The following is a 20564-nucleotide window of genomic DNA, read 5'->3' as shown; positions in this document are numbered from 1 at the left end:
TTTGTTAAGAGTTAATGTTTAGTAGTTGTTAACCATGACCAATGATTAATGACTGATAACCAATGACTTATTTTCATGAATATTGACGTTCATTAGCAAGGTCGCGGATGAGGGGTAAGCGAGATTGAATGTAGTCACAGAGAAAATCTGTTTCTTGGCAATCTAGCAAAGCTTGCGTTTTGGTTTGCTTAACCAACCACTGTACTAAGCTAGCATCATCTAATTGCAGTAGCGTCTTTGTTTGGGTAGTCTCAATTACAGACCAAAGCTGACGCATAATTTTGGGAGTCATCAGACCTCCATTTTGTTGTAATGTCAGTTGTCTTCAGGATACACAATTTAGATTCAAAGTTCCGGCATTAGCCTACAAGCTGACACAAGTGTTATTACAAACTTAATAATTTGATTCATAACTTGATGAAGATTAAGAATAAGAATATTGCAGCGCTTGTTTAATAAAGTTAACCTCATTTATATTCTGAGTATTTTTTCAATCATTAAAGTTGGTAATGTATCTTTTAGGGAAAAGGATTTTTTAATCCCTTTAACCCTTCCCCTTTCCCCTTAATCATCCCACCCCTGCATTTCTACTAATTTTATACATAATTCATTAACTTTCTCTAAATCAGGTTTTTCAGGTAATATTGATTCTTCATCAACTTTTTGGATCTCAGTCATCAAATCTGTAGCCATTTTCATTACTTGTTCATAAGAATAATTTCCATCTAAAAATGAAAATATTCCTAATTCATCCCAATCACTATCTTTTTGTTCAATCTGGTCAAAGCCTAAGTAATATCTTTTGGAGGCAATAAAAACTCCTCGATAATCATAGTCTGATTCTGGACGATTTAAGCCATATCCATGACTACCTGCTAAACCGATTAAAATAAATAGTTCTTTTTTCAACTTCAATTCTTTTCATATATATTTCCTAGTATTCAACATCTATAAATTTTGCAAGAAACTCCATGAATATAATTCACAACGAGGGTATGAAAATTTCATCCGCTTGCACCCTTACACCCTTATACCCCTACACCCATTTTTAAGGCAGGTTTAATTTATCTGTTAGAGAAGGAAACAGGAGTAGAGTTTGGCTGTTTAGTGTTCCCACAACGAAAATTTGTAATTAATAATTTTGTTTAGGTAGTTAATAAATGCTATCGGTAATTACTAATTATAAGTATTGATATTTAATTATTGATAACCGTAATTTCTCGTATCTTTACACAAAATTTACCAAATATACGTAAGCAAAAACCTTGTAATAATTACTACATAAACTTATGTTTAGTAATGCAAAGTTTTTATAGTGAAACATACAATTATTGTGTGTTTTTGAGGAAATAATTGCCATACTTGATGGGGAAATTTTTTCCCGGTGAGAATGCTTATTTAATCACAAACAATTGGTTATGACAACTTTAAAATCTTGTGTTTCTGCTTGTCGCTACTGTCGGCATTATACGCCCGTAGGGCAGCGTGGGGGTACGTGTAATCTATTAAATGTAGCAGTAAAGTCTGGATGGAAAGCTTGCCCTTTATCAATTCCATCTTTTGCTCCCTCTTGGGAAAGCATAGATACCATTCACAGCTTTAACTCAAAACACTAACTAATCAATACAATTACAATCATCATTTGTAATTGTTACTTATCATTTGTTGTTGGTGTATAAGAATAACTTGCCTCCAAATATCAACTGTTTGTTAACAATTAATTTACTGTATGAATATGTGCTGTAGGGTTTAATAAAATAAAGTCAGAGGACAGTCCCAATGAAAAATTTTCACTACCAAGATGAACATTCATTTAAGATACAGTTCCTCTAGTGAACCACTGGTCTGTCCCATTAGTTTTAAGGGTTAAAAAAAGGAACCGCAAAGACGCGAAGTAAACGAAGGAAGAGAAATCAAAAAGGAGTTTACCCCACGTAATTAATGAGACAAAGTACTACTACTCAACCACATTGATTTTGATCGGCTGCGAGATCCCAACTTTTTGAAAAAAAAGTCTGGTATCTCGCCTTTGCAACCCCTGAGAACTTTAAGTCCTCTGTTGAATACCACACGCTTTAAAACACCGCCCTTTGTGGAGTACCTCAAATGTGGTAATTGCTTGACGAATATATAATTTTCAAAGTACAATGGTGGGTTGTCTGTCTAATTCCTGCTCGGATCAGGTAGACGCATTGCAAAAGCTGGCAAAAGAGTTCCAAAACGCAAGCGATCGCGTTTATTCTGAGACCACAGCCAGCTACCTGTACGGCAACCTCATTAAGGACAATTAAATGACTTACGCAATTATTGAAACTGGCGGTAAGCAATTACGAGTTGAACCAGGCCGCTTTTATGACATTGAACTGCTTTCTGCCCAACCCGATGAAAAAGTTAGCATAGAATCAGTATTGCTAGTGCAACACAACGGCGAAGTAACAATTGGGCAGCCGTTAGTAACAGGAGCAAAAGTAGAAGGGACAGTGATGCGACAACTGCGGGGTCGTAAAGTCCTAGTTTATAAAATGAAGCCCAAAAAGAAAACCCGCAAAAAACGCGGACATCGCCAAGAAATCACCAGGCTGATGATCAATTCTATTAGTCTCAATGGTTCTGTCCTTGCTTCAGAAGCAGAAACTTCTGTAAGTAGTGAAGCAACAGAAGCAACAACCGAGGTTGCACAAGAATCTGCGGAATAATTTGTTATTAGTTAATAGTTAGTAGTTAGTTGTTAACCACTATCTACTATCTATTAACCACTAACCAACATCTATTGGAGAAAATCATGGCTCATAAGAAAGGAACAGGTAGTACACGTAACGGTCGTGACTCAAATGCTCAACGACTGGGTGTCAAACGCTATGGTGGCCAAGTTGTTCGCGCAGGTAATATTCTAGTGCGTCAGCGTGGAACTAAATTTCACCCCGGTAATAATGTCGGAATTGGTAGCGATGACACTCTATTTGCCCTCGTGGATGGTGTTGTAAAATTTGAACGCAAGGGGAAAACCCGTAAAAAAGTCAGCGTTTATCCTGCTGCTACTGAAACTGTTGCTGCATCTTAAATATTCAGTAATTTTGGGGCGGGTAGTAATACCTGCCCTAATTTTAAAAAATTAGACCATAGTTAAACATCAACTTTTCTGCTAGTACACCCAAGGCTAAACCTGCAAAGGAAAAGGCCACTGTGAGCCAAAAAGCTAGTATTTGGCTAAATCCTGCTGCTTGAAAGTCTATTTTTACCAACATAGTCACAGCAATAATCACCAAGGTATCAAGAAATAGACGAAAACGGGCCATAATCAGAAAGAACAAAAAAGCTCCCAAGACAGCAATACCAAATGACCTTAGATTTGATCGAAATAAGCTTACAGAATAGTCAGCCATTTTTGATAAAGGAATAGTCAAGATAGCAATAAAAATTACAATAGCGATCGCAACCGCTAGCCATAATATTGGCTGAGTTCTGGATCTTGATAGTACCCAGCCAAAGGTAGTGTACGTAAGCAACAGCAGTATTAAAGAAAACCAAGGAAGTCTTTGCAAAAAAGCCATAGGATGAGTTGTGATTGCCACAGGGATTTATACTTTTAGGAAGGCAGAAAGATCAAAAAATTTTCATACTTCATCTTTGATATCTGTCTTCAAAATGGGTGTAGGGGTGTAGGAGGAGTCAAATTTTCACTCCTTTGTTGTGGGCAATTGCCCGTGGGGATCTTACACCTGGCGACTAGACGTCGCTGCTACACATATAAAACCCACCTACGTGGATTAAAAAACCTTGATTTCAAGAACTTTATTTTTACAGGCTTGCTACTTAATAATCCCGTTTTTAAGCTAAATAGCTGCAACAATAAGTAAAATTTTCTGACTTGTCTTGTCTGTAATCAATAGGCGATAATGCTCTGCTAAAAAACAATTGAGCAATTTAACAGAAGAATTTCAGCAAAATTAAGTTATATATATTCTTAAACATTTGTAAACTGTTAGCAGTTATATAGCCATGTGTCACATCTTGATTCAGGAAATATTATGAAACAACTTGTTATCGCTGAGCGCGTGTGCCTAATTGGTCATATTGTATCAATGGTGTTTGGACTGGTAGGAATATTACTGGTCGTTCCTCACGCTGAAATAATTTTGAATTTAGCAGAGATTGGACAAACCGCCATGCAATGGAGTTTGGCTGGAGGCGGCGTCGTTTATATGATTTTGGGAGCAGCAGCAGTTTCCTTATATGCTTATAGAACATTAGGATTAGGTTTGTGGCTCTCATTTCTGCTGCCATCGGTGTTGATTTCTTTAAGCAGTGAATTACTAGGAACAAGTACTGGCTTTCCTTTCGGTCATTACAGCTACTTAAGTGGCTTGGGTTATAAAATTGCGGGTTTAGTACCTTTTACTATTCCTTTATCTTGGTTTTACGTAGGATGTGTAGCTTACCTACTAGCACGTGCTGGTTTAGAAGTTGATAAAAAACCTAGTTTGTGGCGTCATCTAGGCGCGATCGCTTTAGGTGCTTTATTGCTGACTTCTTGGGACTTTGTGCTTGATCCAGCAATGAGCCAAACATCTCTACCTTTTTGGTATTGGCAGCAACCAGGAGCTTTCTTTGGGATGCCTTATCAAAACTTTGCTGGATGGATTGGTACTGGCTCAGTGTTTATGACAGTAGCTGCATTATTATGGCGGAATACACCGATCAAATTAGAGCGATCGCAACTTAATTTACCTTTGATTGTTTATTTAAGCAACTTTGGCTTTGCAACAGTCATGAGTTTGGCGGCTGGTTTTTCCATCCCCGTCTTACTAGGTTTGTTCTTAGGTGCAGTTCCAGCCGTAGTCTTGTGGTGGAAGACTCAAAGTACTTCTACAGATGCTGCTGTAGAACCTGCTAGCAATAAAGTACAAATAGCTCCGGTAAAAGTTGCTCTTAAGTAAACTACCCACCGCCAGCCGAAGAAGTCGCGGTATGGCGGGAGAATAAAGTCTGCTGATTACAGTTTATACAACACCAAGGGAGACAAGGAGTTTGCGATGTAGGGAGATGAAAGGAACGAACGCAGTTTACTTGTGGGTGATTCAATTGTTTAGTCTGATAATATTAATCGAACTCACGTTATATTAACTCAGTATTTTTACAGTGATAGACTCGTTAACTATAGTAAGTTCTTTTTCGTTTTTTCTACTACTTATACAAGTACCAGCAGTAGCAATTCTGTTGTCACGTCTGTTGAAAGGGCCTTTACGTCATCCTCCTGTTACGCCACAAAACCCAACACCAGACCTTTTAGGTAGTGTGAGTGTAGTAGTTCCTACCCTGAATGAAGCCCTTCGTATCAGTCCTCTATTGGCTGGTTTAAGTCGTCAAAGTTATGAAGTCCGGGAAGTAATTGTTGTAGATAGTAATTCCCAAGATCACACTCCTGATTTAGTTAAAGCTGCACAAAAACAAGACCCCCGCTTTCGTTTAATTACCGATGATCCTTTACCCCCCGCTTGGGTAGGACGTCCTTGGGCTTTACATAACGGCTTTTTACACTCTTGCGAAGCCAGCGAGTGGTTTTTGGGTATGGATGCTGATACTCAACCATCACCAGGCTTAGTTGCGGGTTTGGTAAAAACGGCAATAACTGGAGGATATGATTTAGTTTCTCTCTCGCCAAAATTTATCCTTAAGTATCCAGGAGAGTGTTGGCTACAACCAGCGTTGTTAATGACGTTGCTTTATAGATTCGATCCTGCGGGTGTAAATACGCAACAACCAGAACGAGTTATGGCTAATGGGCAATGCTTTTTATGCCGTCGTTCTGTTTTAGCTGCTGTCAATGGTTATACTAGTGCCAAAAGTTCTTTTTGCGATGATGTTACCTTGGCTCGACACATCGCCGCCTGCGGCTTTAAGGTAGGCTTTTTAGATGGGTCGAAAGTCTTGAAAGTGCGGATGTACGAAGGGGCAATAGAGACTTGGAAAGAATGGGGTCGGAGTCTCGATTTAAAAGATGCTTCTTCCCGCACTCAGCTATGGACTGATTTATGGGTACTAACTTCAACTCAAGCTTTACCTGTTTTGATCATCCTCAGTTACTTATTGCTTTCCCCCCATCTCCCCATCACCCCATCACCCCATCTCCTATTACTGGGACTAAACCTATTTCTGTTGATAGTTCGCTTTGGTATGCTGTTTGCGATCGCACCTTGTTATGACCGCACTCAGACCAGAGGCGGTTGGTTATTTTGGCTTTCCCCATTGGCTGACCCCTTAGCCGTCATGCGGATTTTCATATCAGCATTTCGCACTCCACGACAGTGGCGAGGAAGAAATTATAACTAATTGTTCGTGGTTGAGGGTTGGTAGTTGCTGGTTCTAATAACAAGCAAAAAATAACACTATCAAGTATCATTTTCATCACTCAGATGATCACCACGCTCCAATTCCCAAAGAATTTGATTACCTTCTCGTCGGACTCGCGAAACAATCCAATTACGCCAACGCCATTGATCACCGCGACTAGTGACAGCACTGGCGTGGACATCCATTAAATCTGCTAATTCCGAACTAGTGATTAAGTAACCTTTTTCGGCTATTTCTTCAGCAATCCGTAGAGTTTCAACTAAGTTGCGGAGTTGTACTACCCTCATTTCGCGAGGTAATTCTTCATGGGAAAGGGTCGTTGAATGATTCGATGTGTCCGTCATGGTTATTTCTGATGCAAGGGTACTGATCTCTCGTGTGTTTTTGTTAATTATCATCGATTCGGGATCAGAATCAGATACACTTGCTACCACAAAATCAGTTGATGTCAGTAAAAAATCATCAAATAAACTGATCTCAGAAATTTGTCGTAACACCGGAGTTTTGCCACTAGCAAAAGCACGAGCGATCGCATCACAGCGTTCGTTGCCTTCGTTACCAGCATGACCACGGACGTGTTGCCATTTTACCTGACGGCTGTTGAGTTGCTCAAGTTGTTCTAGCAAGTCTCTGTTTAGAACAGGACTACCATCCGCCTTTTTCCAGCCTTTTCTTTTCCAGGTTTTGATCCATTTAGTTACACAGTTAATCAGGTACTCACTGTCACTATAGAGAGTGATAGGTTGAGTTTGTCCTGATGCTTTGAGCAAAGATAAAGCTGCGATCGCCGCTTGCATTTCCATTTTGTTATTCGTGGTTTCAGCAGCAGCACCACCCATTTCATGCACCGAACCATCATCAAAGTAGACGACAACACCCCAACCACCAGGGCCAGGATTACCGATGCAAGCACCATCAGTATATATACTCGCAATTTTATGTTGAAAAGACATGTTGAGAATTATCGAACTGCACAAGGATATTTAGACACCCTAAGAGTGCCTTCCCGCAGGTAAATTCTCCCAAGTGTATCAAAACTTTGGCAAAAATTGCCTTAATGATTGTAACAAGTTATTGCCAGGACTTACGCTAGACCAAAGTGATCTTTAAGAACTTCTGGATTTTGAGCCATTGCGACCATGATATCTCGCATATGCTCTCCTATTCGTCGCATATTTATTATGTGTGTTGTTAGTTGATAGTTGTTTGTTGTTTGGTGTGTGAAACACTAAAAATCAACTACCAAGACTTAATTGGGGATTTCAGATAAAAGGTGCGATCGTACGTTTCAAACCTAAAATTTCCGGCGTTGCAGGTTGATAGTTGATGGTCGATTCTCCAAATAACGAGCAACTAACAACTAACAACATATACATTAGTAAAGAATGATTTCCACAGAATCAATGCAGTTTCTAAGTGCAATCAACTCATCGTTACCCTTACTCGCAACTACGGGTGAAACCGCTGATAGTTCCCTAGTAGTGGCAGCAGTGCTGCTGAGTTTGGTAGTAGTCTACTTTGCTAGTAAACTTGGTGGAGAATTATCCAATCGCTTCGGTTTACCACCGGTATTAGGCGAACTTGTAGGTGGTGTAGTAGTAGGTATATCTGTTCTGCATTTTTTGGTATTCCCAGAAACAGGCGCAGATAGTTCTAGTTCTTTAATTATCTCCTTTCTGAAAACCACTGCTGGCTTGAATCCTGATGCCGCAGAGAGTGTGTTTGTTGCTCAATCAGAGGTAATTTCTGTTTTAGCAGAACTGGGTGTAATTATCCTACTGTTTGAAATTGGTCTGGAGTCAAACCTCAAAGACTTAATGGCAGTGGGTATTCAAGCTACTATTGTGGCAATAGTAGGGGTGGCTGTACCCTTTGCTGCTGGTACGGCGGGTTTGATGATTTTGTTTGGTATCCCTGCTGTTCCAGCAATTTTTGCTGGGGCGGCACTAACTGCCACTAGTATTGGTATTACTTCCAAAGTTTTGTCAGAGTTAGGGCGTCTCAATTCTAAAGAGGGGCAGATTATTCTGGGTGCGGCTGTCATAGATGACGTACTGGGAATTATTGTTCTGGCTGTGGTGGCCAGCCTTGCCAAAGACGGTGCTGTTGATGTCGGCAAAGTCGTTTATTTAATTATCAGTGCTAGTGGTTTTCTTTTGGGTGCGATCGCTCTTGGTAACCTTTTTAACAAAACTTTTGTGGCGATCGTTGATAAGCTCAAAACACGCGGCGAACTGGTCATACCAGCATTCATTTTTGCTTTTGTGATGGCATATATTGCCGCCGTCATCCAGCTAGAAGCAATTCTGGGGGCTTTTGCAGCCGGTTTGGTTTTGGAAGAGACAGATAAACGTAAAGAACTCCAAAAGCAAATCGTTCCTATTGCTGATATGCTAGTGCCGATTTTCTTTGTAACTGTAGGAGCAAAAACTGACTTGAGTGTGCTAAACCCAGCAGTTCCTACCAACCGAGAAGGTCTAGTTATGGCTTGTTTCCTGATCTTAATTGCCATTCTCGGTAAACTTGTCACAGGTTTTAGTGTGTTTGGTCAACCTCAAATCAATCGCTTGGCAATTGGTGTGGGAATGATTCCTCGGGGCGAAGTCGGATTGGTGTTTCTGGGTATTGGTTCGAGTATTAATATTCTCTCGAAACCACTGGAGGCAGCAATTATCATGATGGTGATTATCACAACCTTTTTAGCCCCTCCTTTGTTAAGGTTCGTTTTTCCAGAACCAACATTGGTTTCACCAGAGTCCAATGAATTACTTCTAGATGGTTCTTCTGGAACTTCATTAGCAATAAATTCCTCTAATAGTGAAAGCCTAGAAGCCAATCCAAATTCTCAAGAAGCTAATTGAGGGACACTCCCCGACATAAATATACGGGGATTCGCCCAATGCACGGGTAGCGGAGATTGTCCGGTAATTGGTAATTGGAAAATTTAGAACAAGTTCTTTCCTATTACCCATTACTTATTACCGGGCGACGTGCCGTGTTATTGAGAAGATTTCATGAAGAGAGGAAACTTCTATGTTGCACTACCCGTCACTCCTAGTTATGCTTTTGAGGAGCTTTTCTTAATTACTAAATAGCCATGCATTTAAATTGCATATTAAATTGTGAGATGATCATTTATCATTAAGTCATTTGAGGCATTTGGTGTTGTACAAAGGACAAAAGTATCACCTACTAGTCTTGAGTCATCAATTAAGAAAGGCTGATTTTTTGTAGCCAGTACTGATAGGAGAAATCAACCTACCAAATGACAAGATAAGGAACTCTCACAAAAGAAGGCTTTTGACTTTTATACAGTCCCTAGCAATTATTTCTGTTAGTTCGGCTTCCTTATAGGGAAGGTGCATCAACTGCCAAAAACCGAAAAATTCAAAAAATCTTTGTGCAACGCAAGTGTATATCGTTGTGATTGACTGCTATTGTTAATTTTATCCATTTATTTTGTTGATTTAATTTGAGCTTTGCAGATGAAATATTACTGTCACCAACGCACGGTAAGAGTAAGTAACATGCTAAAATCTTACGCCATTATTTGCCAGTTTATCTAAGTTCAAAATCACGTTTTTTAGTAGTGACACCAACTATACAAATGAAACAAGTAGGTGAGCAAAATTATACATAAAACTCCAATGATTCAAACCTTATGCAAAAAGAAATTTCTCTTTTCTAGCAACTTCTTTAATCGTATAGCTAGTAGCTGCTTGCTATTGAAATTACTCATCCAAGCCAAATATTGGCAGTAACCATCTGTTGGATTGACTAACACCTCTACAGATTAACCGCTCTCATAAAATGCGACTCAGGAGAAAGCACTGTGAAACTACACTGGTTGATACCTAGTACTGTCTTAAGTATCTCCTCTCTTTTATCGTCGCCTGCTGATGCAGCGAATCTAGAATCTTGGCGTTTTGATAGCAATCAAAATCGGTTAGAAATCAACACTGATGGTGCTGTCCAACCCACAGCCCAACTTGTTTTTAATCCCACACGCTTAGTAATTGATTTACCCGGGATTAAATTTGGGCGTCCACAACTTGTCCAGTCAGTTGGTGGTGCGATTCGTGCTATCCGTATCGGTCAGTTTGACCCCCAAACGACCAGGGTAGTAGTTGAAATGACTCCTGGTTATACCCTTGACCCCCAGAAGGTGAAATTTGAGGGGATAAGTGCCAATCGTTGGCGGGTGCAATTACCCAAACCAAAACGTGAGGAAACTAACTCACTCAACAGAAATCTTTACAGTGTGGTCAAAACGGAATCTCGTAACTCATCCAATAATAGGGAGACGGTAGTTCAAACCGCAGTAGGTGCAACTCAAATTGAAAGTTTACGCGTCACAGGAGATGGCTTTTTTGTGCGCACCAGTGGTAGAAAACCAGAGGTGAAGGTAAGACGCAGTAGCGATCGCACAAACATTTACATGGATATCTCCAACGCTACTGTCTCAGCAAATCTCCAACAGCGGAACTTACCAATTAATCGCTATGGTGTCAACAATATCCAACTCTCCCAACTAGAAACCACACCACCCACAGTCCGGTTGACAATGCAGGTGAACAGAAATAGTCCCGACTGGCGAGCAACAGTTAGTGGTGGGAATGGTTTGGTAATTTTACCCAATGCTGTGCTGAGTAAATTGCCCAGGGGTAATAATTCTAGTATTTCTTTTGGCGATAACCAACAACCATCAATACTCCGTAACTCTGACAATGATAATGATTCACTAGCCACAATTGAATCTATAGAATTGGCTGGTAATGGCACTCAATTACTCATTAAAAGTGATCAATCTTTATCTGGTAATGCTGGTTGGGATAGAGCCTCTACATTGTTCCGCATCACTATTCCCAATGCACGCCTAGCTTCCGATGTCAAAGGGCCAGAATTAAATGCTACTAGCCCAATTTTACGGGTACGCCTACAACAGCAAGACCCCCGTACAGTCGTTGTCTTTGTCCAACCCGCAGCAGGGGTACAAATTGGCGAACTTAACAAACCAGGCGGTCGGCTTTTAGCCCTAGAGTTACGCCGATCATCAAATCGATTATCAAATGGAGTAACACCACCGTCTGTGGTTTTACCTCCTTTACCAAGACCGAACCCGCAACCTTTGTCAGAAATTCCCAATCCAAATCAACCCCCACCCTTACGTCCCGTCAAGGGAAAAGTGGTAGTTCTTATAGATCCAGGACATGGTGGTAGAGACCCAGGGGCTGTTGGTATTGGAGGAGCTAGAGAAAAGGATATTATTCTACCTATCAGTAAAAAAATAGCAGAGGTTTTACAAAAAAATGGCGTACAAGTTGTATTAACAAGGAGTTCTGACTACTTTGTCACCCTTCCAGCGAGAGTACAAATGGCTGAACGTGTGAATGCGGATGTATTTGTCAGCATTCACGCAAATTCAGCAGGTGCAGGTCGTCCGGATGTCAGTGGTTTGGAGACGTATTATTACGATACTGGTTTAAGTCTGGCGCGTATAGTGCATAGGAGTATTCTGCAAAGTGTGAACGTTAGAGACAGAGGAGTGCGAAAAGCTAGATTTTATGTTCTCCGGAAAAGTTCTATGCCCTCAATATTAGTAGAAACAGGTTATATGACTGGTCGGGAAGATATGGCTAAGTTAAAAAGTGCATCTTATCGCAATCAAATGGCAGAGGCGATCGCGCGTGGTATTCTCCAGTATCTTCAGCGCAGATAATCAGATCACAATATACTTTAAATGATTACCGTAGCTATTACCGTATTTATGCTGAAGCGGCAAGATTTTTTCAGCAATTAAACTATGGTATTTTCCAGTTTTACTCTCAGGCTGAATGTATAAGTTACCAGAAACTACACAATACAAAAATTTTTTGCTGCCAACCATATTGTTGACCAAAACTAACAACAGTAGTTAATTTGGGTTATCTATATATTAGTGTAATTTGCTGCTATTCATAGACAGTTTTTACTGTGTTCACAGCAGCGAAAACACAGAGGATTTGACTAGATTTTGACGCCATTAGCTGTAAATTTATAAAGTATCTTTGTCTATATAGTACAAACCGATACATCAAATGTATAAGCTAAGACTTGGGTGATAACGGTGTGAGGATTTGAGGCTTAGCCAACACTTGATAAATTACATCTCCCCTAAAAAGCCAATCAGGAGAAAAATTGTGAAACTACACCACTGGTTGATACCTACTACTTTTTTAAGTATCTGCCTGTTATCGTCGCCTGCGAATGCAGCGAATTTACAATCTTGGCGTTTTGATGCCAATCAAAATCGATTAGAACTTAATACTGATGGTGCTGTCCAACCCACAGCCCAACTTGTTTTTAATCCCACACGCTTAGTAATTGATTTACCCGGGATTAAATTTGGGCGTCCACAGCTTGTCCAGTCGGTTGGTGGTGCAATTCGTGCCATTCGTATCGGTCAGTTTGACCCCCAAACCACAAGGGTAGTAGTCGAACTGAATCCCGGTTATACTCTCGACCCCCAACAAGTAAAATTTGAAGGAGTGACGGCTAATCGCTGGCAGGTGCAATTACCACAGCCCAAACGACAGGAAGTTGCTACCACTCCTAGAAATATCTATAGTGTGGTAACTCCAGAAAATTCTAATACTCCTCCTGCAAATAAAGGAACACTAGTTAGTGCCAATACTAGTACCACACAAATAGAAAGTTTGAGAATCACAGGAGATGGATTTTTTGTTCGCACTAGTGGTAGTCGTCCCCAAGTAAAGGTAAATCGTAGTCAAGACAAAAGCACAGTTGATATTGATATTACTGGCGCTACTTTATCACCAAATTTGGTACAGCAGAATGTAAATGTGAATCGCTACGGTGTTGGCAGTATCCAATTCACGCAACTGGCAACTACACCACCCACAGTCCGGATGACAATGCGAGTAAATAAGAGCAGTCCTGATTGGCGGGCAAGTACCAGTGCGATTGGTGGTTTGGTGGTTTTACCTAATAGTGGTGTAACGAGATTACCAGGAGGAAATTTAGCTAATAATCCCAGCCCTTCGCCCATCGTTACCAATGATGCGGCCACAATTCAAGCTGTGGAACTGAGTGCTACTGGCAGACAATTAATTATCAAAGGCGATCGCAATTTAACCGCAAGTGGTGGTTGGGATAGATCCTCTGGTTTGTTCCGCATCACTATTCCCAATGCCAAGTTGTCTACACCTGTCAAGGGCCCAGTCATGGATGCAAACAGTCCCATCCTCCGGGTGCGCTTGCAACAACAAGACTCTAATACAGTTGTTGTTTACGTCCAACCCGCTTCTGGAGTGCAAATTGGGCCTGTTAACCAAATTGGTGATCAATTTGTCTCTGTAGAACTACAACGCAATCGTGCTTCTGTTGTGTTACCTCCCCTACCACAAGCAGATCCACAACCATTACCAGTACCAAACGCCAATAATTCCGACGGTCTACCAAAGACACAACCACCACGTCCAGCACCTAGAGGACGAGTAGTAATAGTCGTTGATCCTGGACACGGTGGTAAAGATTCCGGTGCGCCAGGATTAGGCGGGCTGTTAGAAAAAGATGTAGTTCTGCCTATTGGGAGAAGAGTAGCTGCTATTTTGGAACAAAATGGCTATCAAGCAGTTTTAACACGTGATTCTGACTATTTTGTCGAATTACAGGGAAGAGTAGATATCGCAGAGCGGGCTAATGCTACTTTATTTGTTAGCATTCACGCCAATTCCGTGGATCAGCGCCCGGATGTAAATGGTCTAGAAACTTACTATTACGACAGTGGCTACCGCTTGGCCCAAGTAGTTCACAATTCTATTCTTAGCAAGATTAGTACTCTCAAAAACCGGGGTGTCAGAAAGGCCAGATTTTACGTCCTGAGAAAAAGCTCCATGCCCTCAATTTTAGTGGAAACAGGTTATATGACTGGTCGCGAAGACAACCCCAGACTAGGAAACCCTGAATATCAAAATCGGATGGCAGAAGGAATTGCTAGTGGTATACTCCAATACTTACAACAAAGATAGAAGTGTAGTTAATTGTTGTTTGTTGTTTGTTAATTGTTGTTTGGGTGTTGTAGCTAACCACTACCAACAATCAACCATGAACAAATCGTTACAAAATCCTGTATCTTAAAATATCGCAATACTGACATCAAATTCTGCCTGTGATTTCATCTTCTCAGTTTGAAGGCAATCTATACGATTTCTCCCAAGAACCCCAGCGTGCGCCAATTGGTATTTTTGATAGTGGTGTGGGTGGACTGACGGTACTGCGACAACTCTATCGCCAACTCCCAAATGAATCAATTATTTATTTTGGCGATACAGCTAGACTTCCCTATGGGATTCGTTCTCAAGCAGAAATTCTCCAGTTTGTCCGAGAAATACTCACCTGGATGCAACAGCAACAGGTGAAAATGGTGATTATGGCTTGCAACACGAGTTCTGCCTTGGCACTAGAGATCGTACGCGAGGAATTTCCTATGCCAATTCTAGGGCTAATTCTACCAGGGGCAAGGGCAGCAGTGCAGCAAGGAAAGCGCATAGGTGTAATTGCTACTCCCGCAACTGCTAAGAGCAATGCTTACAAGCGTGCTATTATTGAAATAAATCCCGATGTCCAGGTTTGGCAGGTTAGTTGCCCGGAATTTGTACCGCTAATCGAGCAAAATCGCATTCATGATCCCTACACAGTTGAAGTGGCACGTTCCTATTTAGAGCCTTTAGTACAACAGCAAATAGATACTCTTGTTTATGGCTGTACCCATTATCCCCACCTAGCACCAGTATTGCGATCGCTTCTTTCAACTTCTGTGAAACTGATTGATCCGGCTGTACATGTAGTAGCTACCTGTGCAAAAGAGTTAGACTTACTAGGTCTTAAAAATACCTATCCAGCTTTGCCAACCCGCTTTATTGTTAGTGGTTGTCCGCGACAATTCGCTGAGTCATCCGCGCAATGGTTAGGTTTTACTCCTATGGCCGAGGTCGTATGCTTATCTAATACAGTAGTTTCTAGTAATTAGCCATTGGTCATTAGTCATTGGGCATAGATTAATAATTAGTACTCATTACAAAGAACAAATGACCAATGACAATTGACAATTGACCATTAACTAACGTACACTACTGGCTTCAGTGACATTTGGTGTTACCGATACCTCCTGTGTATAATTTCCTGTATGAGTTAAAGCAGTATTGTTAGATGTTGTTTTATTGCCTGTTCGCTTTGCTAGTGCCAATAGCAAGTAGATGGTGAACAAGTATCCAGAAGCTAATATGAAGATCATCATAGGCATCTTCCCATAAATCATTTTTCCTACCAGTGCCTTTGCCAAAGAAATATAAATTGAGTAAAATTAGCAAGAATTGAGCCACACAAATTACTGGCGGCTTAGATATTACATACGGGACTAGCGGGAGAACTTTTGTCCTTCCGAATTAATAGATTGTGTTTCTTACGATTTTTTCGCAGACCATACTTACCACAGCAGTTAAATAATCTAAGAGAAATTTAACTACTGTTTCAGCAGTCTACCCAGTCTGCTGTATTGAATGCGTACCTTAAATTGCTAGGAGCGACGCCGACACAAAAACAGCGTCGAAGATGTGTAAACCACTCTGCTTCCTCTAAAGGAAATCCACAGCTCCTAACCCAGAGGTTCGCCTATCACAGGTGTAAGCACAAAAATGAATTTTTTGGCTTGACCTGCGATTATTTCGTGTTCATTCACAACATATTAAGCAAATTTACCTAAAGGCTATTTACCTTGCTGTGGTGAACATCTGAAAATTTTAAAATCCCTAGATTTTAGCGTAACACAATAGCCCTGACTTTTTCAGGTAAGTTTTACGCTTATTCAAAAATTTTCTAAACTATTGCACAAAAGATTTCAGAATTTTTTCTTTATATGAGAAATAATTTATGTGTAATAGTTTATAGGCGATTTCTCAGTAGTGTTTTGTAGTTTTTTTCGCATTTACTTAAAGATTTTATAGAGTAGAGATAAATTTTTTGTTAAGAAGTTACGTGTTTACCGTATTTAGTGAATATATACGCAACTGTAACTGTATTAAATTTATCAATAAAATGTTGATTTTTCTGAAACTAGTACAAGTATATTTTATTTTATTGTCCCCAAAATTAGGAACTTCCTGAGAAAACCTTTGCGCTAATTCTGGGTTATCTTAAAATGAGTATAGGATATGTAAACTTTCGTAACCTAAGCCAAAGTCCGCCAATCCATGACCCCAGCTACCTCCCTATTTTCCCCTGTGGAAGCAGACCTGCAAATACTAGCAGATAACCTCAAACAGCTAGTTGGGAATCGTCATCCCATCCTTTATGCAGCAGCCGAACATCTATTCGGAGCTGGGGGAAAACGCATCAGACCAGCCATTGTTCTACTGATATCGCGAGCAGTCATGCTCGATACAGACATTACACCACGTCATCGCCGCTTAGCTGAAATCACGGAAATGATTCACACAGCGAGCTTGGTACATGACGATGTTGTTGACGAATCAGAAATGCGGCGTGGTGTACCCACAGTTCATAGTCTGTTTGGCAATCGTATAGCCGTCCTAGCAGGGGATTTTCTCTTTGCTCAGTCTTCTTGGTATCTAGCAAACTTAGACAATTTAGAAGTAGTAAAGCTGCTATCAGAGGTGATCATGGATTTGGCCGCTGGAGAGATTCAGCAAGGGTTGAATCGCTTTGATACCAATATTTCTCTAGAAACCTATCTCAAAAAAAGCTACTACAAAACAGCATCTCTGATCGCTAACAGTTCCAAAGCCGCCGGAGTTATTAGTGAAGTATCAAAAGAAACTGCCGAACATTTTTATCACTATGGTCGAAATCTGGGTTTAGCATTTCAGATTGTCGATGACATTTTAGATTTCACTAGTTCAACAGATACTCTCGGTAAACCAGCTGGTTCGGATCTCAAAAGTGGTAATTTGACTGCGCCAGTATTATTTGCTTTGGAAGAAAAACCTTACTTGGAAGTACTGATTGAAAGAGAATTTGCTCAAGAAGGTGATTTAGAGCAAGCATTAGCGCTGATTCATGATAGCCAAGGTATCCAACGGGCAAGAGATTTAGCTGCTCACCATGCGAAGTTGGCAGTTGAACAACTTGGGGTGCTTGTGCCCTCAGAATCGCGTCAAGCATTGATTCAAATAGCTGACTATGTATTGAGTCGGCTTTATTAGGGATCGGGGATTAGAAAGTATTTTGGATTTTAGATTTTGGATTTCAATCTAAAATCCAAAATCTGAAATTTCTAGTCCCCTCAAGCAATATCTGGTGGAACTTGATTCTTTGGTTGGTTTTGTTGCAGCTGCTGTTGGACTAAATGCTGCAAATCAGTTCGTTTGACTTCAATTCCATTTGTGTTGGTGCTAGCCGTGTCAAAAAAGACTATACTATCTACGGGTTCTAGTGCCAGTAGCTGGAACAATATATGGGTGACAGGTATGGGGGCAGCTATTACTTGAGGGTCAAGCCCAGCACTATAAGATCTAGGAATATCCTGTAAGGTAGGAAAAGCATAAATTACCTGCTTTTCTTCTTGTGGATTTCCACGTTTGCTTAATGTAGTTAAGACCCATTCCTCATCCAAGTTTTGGAGAATATAGTATTGGGAATGGCTTAACTTATGAGCGATCGCACTAAGGGCGGGGGCAATTGCTGCAACCAGTGTCGGTGTTATACCATCTTGGGGTGCATTATCAATCAGCGATTGGATTTGTGCTTTTAAGTCCATAATTACCTGTAAACGGCTTATCGAGTATTGGCTATAACTTCAAGGGCTGTGCAAACAATCAAACAAAAATCGGGAATCATAAAATCAGCCGCATTCTCAAGGCAAAACTGCCTTGGGTTTAGCTTATACGTAAAACCCCTCCCAATACCCGCAGTCATACAGGTTGTCAACAAGTTTGTTAGGGTCAGTTTAGACACGAAACTTATGAAATTAGCCGCAACCACAACTATTCAGGGAGAATTTTCTATCGGCGTGGAGGCGATATTTCCATTCCTTTTCCAAGAACTTCAGCAGTCAACTAAAGCTTGCGACCAGAATTGCCGTGACGTAGCAATGCGAATTGCTGCCGAGGTCTACCGGATTTGCAATGAAAGTAAACGTATTCAGGCTTCCGGTTCTGTAGAAAATTCGGCAATGACCCTAGCCAAGCATCGCCTGCAACAGTGCCTGAGATACTACCAATTGGGTTCAAATCGCGGCAGGGTTGAATTACATAGTACCTTGAGTGCGATCATCTACCGCTACATCAATCCGCCACAAAGGCAATTGAGTTATCAAGGACGACTAACTGTTATTGAAGATTTTCTCCAAAGTTTTTACTTGGAGGCTTTAAACGCTTTCCGGCGAGAAAATCAGTTAGAACCAACTTACCGTCCACGTACACTGCTGGAATTAGCAGAGTACATGGCATTTACGGAACGCTACGGCAAGCGACGCATTCCCCTTCCAGGACGTCAGCAACAATTGATCATCCTACGGGCGCAAACTTTCTCGCAACAGCAACCTCCAGAAACTTGTGTAGATATAGAACAAGCAGCGGAAGGTAGTGGTGAAGCCGAAGGTTCTTGGGAAGATCCAGCAGTACAACAATTGCGAAGCGCAATGGCTACACAGACTGAGCCAGAGCCCCAAGAAGATACCCTGCGATCAGTCGTCGTTACGGAATTAATGAATTATTTAGAAGAACGCCAACAAACTGATTGTGCTGATTACTTTGCTTTGCGCCTCCAAGATTTATCCGCTCAAGAAATCGAGTCAATTTTGGGCTTAACCCCCCGTCAGAGGGATTACTTGCAGCAACGATTCAAGTATCATTTAATTCGGTTTGCTTTGTTGCATCGTTGGGAGTTAGTTCACGAGTGGTTAGAAGCGGATTTGCAAACTAACTTAGGTTTAACTCCTCAACAATGGCAAGCTTATACCGAAAAGCTTGACGAAAAGCAACGCTCTTTATTAGAACTGAAGCAGCAGGGACAAACCGATGAAAAAATAGCTAAAACTTTGGGTTTATCAATGGCACAACTTCAGAAGCGTTGGTTTAAAATTCTTGAACAAGCCTGGGAGATTCGTAACTCCCTAGTGTCCGGATCAAGTGCTTCTACTCATGAATAGTGACTCAGAAACCTTACAAAAAAATTTACTCTCTTGGTTATTGACAGATCCTGTCAGTTCCAGAAAGTATAGGCAAGTTAAATGTAAGGACATCAACGGGGCAGACAAACCTTTGCTAACAACCACAGAATTTACCAGTGGCGAACAAGAGGGATGGAAGCCCCAAACATCTTTATTGGGAGAAATTCCAACTGTGCAAGAACGTTTCCAAGCCGTACTTAAACGTCGGTTAAAAGTCGAAGTTGAAGACCAGCCTCCGCTATTTCCTTGGGAAACACAAATACTAGATTATCCCGAGTATGTGGATGAACCAGTGATGGAGCTAGTTCCTAGCTGGGCGTGGGTGGCCCACCAGTCCAAACTGAATTTACCGACACTTCTGCCGGAGAATATTTTCCGGCAATTGCTTGACAGATGTCAAGCACTGATAACATCTTCTTTACCATTAGGGGCAAAATTAGTCCAAGCAGTGGAAAGCTTTTTCCCTAATGAATCTCAACTCTTAAACGACTTAGCAGGGACAATCCAGCTAAGAGCCAACCTCCGGTATGGAGATACCCTAAATCCTATGCCGAATCTGGATAGCGATTATTCAGATTTACAACCACAGCAACAGATGCTGGTGTCGTTGCTAGCAGCTCAACAACTGTTAGAAAGCTTGACATTGCCAATTTCTAGTACAAACCCAGTGTTAGAAAGGCAATGGCTAACTAGTGTGGGTGTTCTCAATTTGAGAGTAGAATACCAATCTCAAGGCCCAGTGCCGAAATTGCTGATTCGAGGAGATTTACCCTCGAAAGGGGTTGTCAAACTTCAAGGTAGTGGTTCCCAAGCAAGGGCAGAGTCTTCTAGCCCAGGTTGTTTGAGTGTGGAATCATGCTGTACTCAACTAGATGAGGCTTATACCTTAATGGTTGAGTTGAAAGAAATAGACCAGCAGCCTTTGTTGTTTGTAATTATTCCCACAAAATAACTCAATAGTTAGCGATCGCTAGCACTGAAACTTGATAATAGCCTTTGTTATGAAATGAATATCATCCTGGTT

Annotated in this window: 16 protein-coding genes and 1 pseudogene; 11 read left to right on the top strand and 6 right to left on the bottom strand. The window is 41.0% G+C overall.

The window, feature by feature from the left end; all coding sequences use genetic code 11:
- Positions 1 to 73: 73 nt before the first annotated feature.
- Together NIES592_RS17365 and NIES592_RS25975 are read right to left on the bottom strand one after the other, a co-directional pair.
- On the bottom strand, positions 74 to 292 hold the full coding sequence (locus NIES592_RS17365; RefSeq protein WP_009458025.1) for a hypothetical protein: 219 nt from the start codon (positions 290 to 292) through the stop codon (positions 74 to 76).
- Positions 293 to 717: 425 nt separating this feature from the next.
- A pseudogene (locus NIES592_RS25975) lies at positions 718 to 925 on the bottom strand (DNA polymerase beta superfamily protein); the annotation flags it as partial.
- A 1366-nt stretch (positions 926 to 2291) separates the two neighbouring features.
- Between NIES592_RS25975 and rplU the strand changes: the two are divergent.
- Both rplU and rpmA read left to right on the top strand, forming a co-directional pair.
- Positions 2292 to 2696: a 50S ribosomal protein L21 gene (rplU, locus tag NIES592_RS17350; RefSeq protein WP_062245358.1), complete on the top strand. Its 405-nt coding sequence runs from the start codon at positions 2292 to 2294 to the stop codon at positions 2694 to 2696.
- A gap of 86 nt (positions 2697 to 2782) precedes the next feature.
- Positions 2783 to 3061: a 50S ribosomal protein L27 gene (gene rpmA / locus NIES592_RS17345; RefSeq protein ID WP_009458028.1), complete on the top strand. Its 279-nt coding sequence runs from the start codon at positions 2783 to 2785 to the stop codon at positions 3059 to 3061.
- Between the two features lie 43 nt (positions 3062 to 3104).
- On the opposite strand, the gene NIES592_RS17340 is transcribed toward rpmA, so the two are convergent.
- Positions 3105 to 3551 carry a hypothetical protein gene (locus NIES592_RS17340; protein WP_009458029.1) on the bottom strand — a complete coding sequence of 149 codons (447 nt, stop codon included), beginning with the start codon at positions 3549 to 3551 and terminating at the stop codon, positions 3105 to 3107.
- 477 nt (positions 3552 to 4028) lie between these two features.
- Here NIES592_RS17340 and cruF point away from each other — a divergent pair, with 477 nt between their 5' ends.
- Positions 4029 to 4937: a gamma-carotene 1'-hydroxylase CruF gene (gene cruF, locus NIES592_RS17335; protein WP_009458030.1), complete on the top strand. Its 909-nt coding sequence runs from the start codon at positions 4029 to 4031 to the stop codon at positions 4935 to 4937.
- Positions 4938 to 5139: 202 nt separating this feature from the next.
- Positions 5140 to 6330, top strand: a complete 1191-nt coding sequence (cruG, locus tag NIES592_RS17330; RefSeq protein ID WP_073556414.1) for a 2'-O-glycosyltransferase CruG — start codon at positions 5140 to 5142, stop codon at positions 6328 to 6330.
- 59 nt (positions 6331 to 6389) lie between these two features.
- Here the strand turns inward: cruG and rnhA are convergent, their stop codons facing one another.
- The gene (rnhA, locus tag NIES592_RS17325; RefSeq protein ID WP_073556413.1) at positions 6390 to 7304 is read right to left on the bottom strand and encodes a ribonuclease HI; all 915 of its coding nucleotides are present in this window, start codon (positions 7302 to 7304) and stop codon (positions 6390 to 6392) included.
- A gap of 432 nt (positions 7305 to 7736) precedes the next feature.
- On the opposite strand from rnhA, the gene NIES592_RS17320 reads away from it, so the two are divergent.
- The 4 genes from NIES592_RS17320 to murI all read left to right on the top strand — a co-directional run bounded on the left by NIES592_RS17320 (position 7737) and on the right by murI (position 15382).
- Entirely contained in the window at positions 7737 to 9212 is a 1476-nt protein-coding gene (locus tag NIES592_RS17320; RefSeq protein WP_073556412.1) for a cation:proton antiporter, read from the top strand.
- A 971-nt stretch (positions 9213 to 10183) separates the two neighbouring features.
- Positions 10184 to 12070: an N-acetylmuramoyl-L-alanine amidase gene (locus NIES592_RS17315; protein ID WP_073556411.1), complete on the top strand. Its 1887-nt coding sequence runs from the start codon at positions 10184 to 10186 to the stop codon at positions 12068 to 12070.
- Between the two features lie 460 nt (positions 12071 to 12530).
- A complete protein-coding gene (locus NIES592_RS17310; protein ID WP_073556410.1) occupies positions 12531 to 14381 on the top strand; it encodes an N-acetylmuramoyl-L-alanine amidase in 1851 nt (616 codons plus the stop codon).
- A gap of 140 nt (positions 14382 to 14521) precedes the next feature.
- On the top strand, positions 14522 to 15382 hold the full coding sequence (gene murI, locus NIES592_RS17305; RefSeq protein ID WP_073556409.1) for a glutamate racemase: 861 nt from the start codon (positions 14522 to 14524) through the stop codon (positions 15380 to 15382).
- Between the two features lie 90 nt (positions 15383 to 15472).
- Here the strand turns inward: murI and NIES592_RS25305 are convergent, their stop codons facing one another.
- Complete coding sequence (locus tag NIES592_RS25305) at positions 15473 to 15649, bottom strand: hypothetical protein (protein ID WP_009458039.1); 177 nt, start codon at positions 15647 to 15649, stop codon at positions 15473 to 15475.
- Between the two features lie 952 nt (positions 15650 to 16601).
- Here NIES592_RS25305 and sds point away from each other — a divergent pair.
- Complete coding sequence (sds, locus tag NIES592_RS17295; RefSeq protein ID WP_009458040.1) at positions 16602 to 17573, top strand: solanesyl diphosphate synthase; 972 nt, start codon at positions 16602 to 16604, stop codon at positions 17571 to 17573.
- Positions 17574 to 17653: 80 nt separating this feature from the next.
- Here sds and NIES592_RS17290 read toward each other — a convergent pair whose 3' ends face one another.
- Positions 17654 to 18127: a hypothetical protein gene (locus NIES592_RS17290; RefSeq protein ID WP_062245388.1), complete on the bottom strand. Its 474-nt coding sequence runs from the start codon at positions 18125 to 18127 to the stop codon at positions 17654 to 17656.
- Between the two features lie 204 nt (positions 18128 to 18331).
- Here NIES592_RS17290 and hetZ point away from each other — a divergent pair, with 204 nt between their 5' ends.
- Together hetZ and NIES592_RS17280 are read left to right on the top strand one after the other, a co-directional pair.
- Positions 18332 to 19519, top strand: a complete 1188-nt coding sequence (hetZ, locus tag NIES592_RS17285; RefSeq protein ID WP_009458042.1) for a heterocyst differentiation protein HetZ — start codon at positions 18332 to 18334, stop codon at positions 19517 to 19519.
- Positions 19512 to 20492: a PatU gene (locus NIES592_RS17280; RefSeq protein WP_073556408.1), complete on the top strand. Its 981-nt coding sequence runs from the start codon at positions 19512 to 19514 to the stop codon at positions 20490 to 20492. Before hetZ ends, NIES592_RS17280 begins: the two co-directional genes overlap by 8 nt.
- Positions 20493 to 20564: the final 72 nt, after the last annotated feature.

This window comes from Fischerella major NIES-592 (assembly GCF_001904645.1).
Taxonomy (GTDB): Bacteria; Cyanobacteriota; Cyanobacteriia; order Cyanobacteriales; family Nostocaceae; genus Fischerella; species Fischerella thermalis.
This window is presented reverse-complemented; position numbering and strand designations above follow the sequence as displayed.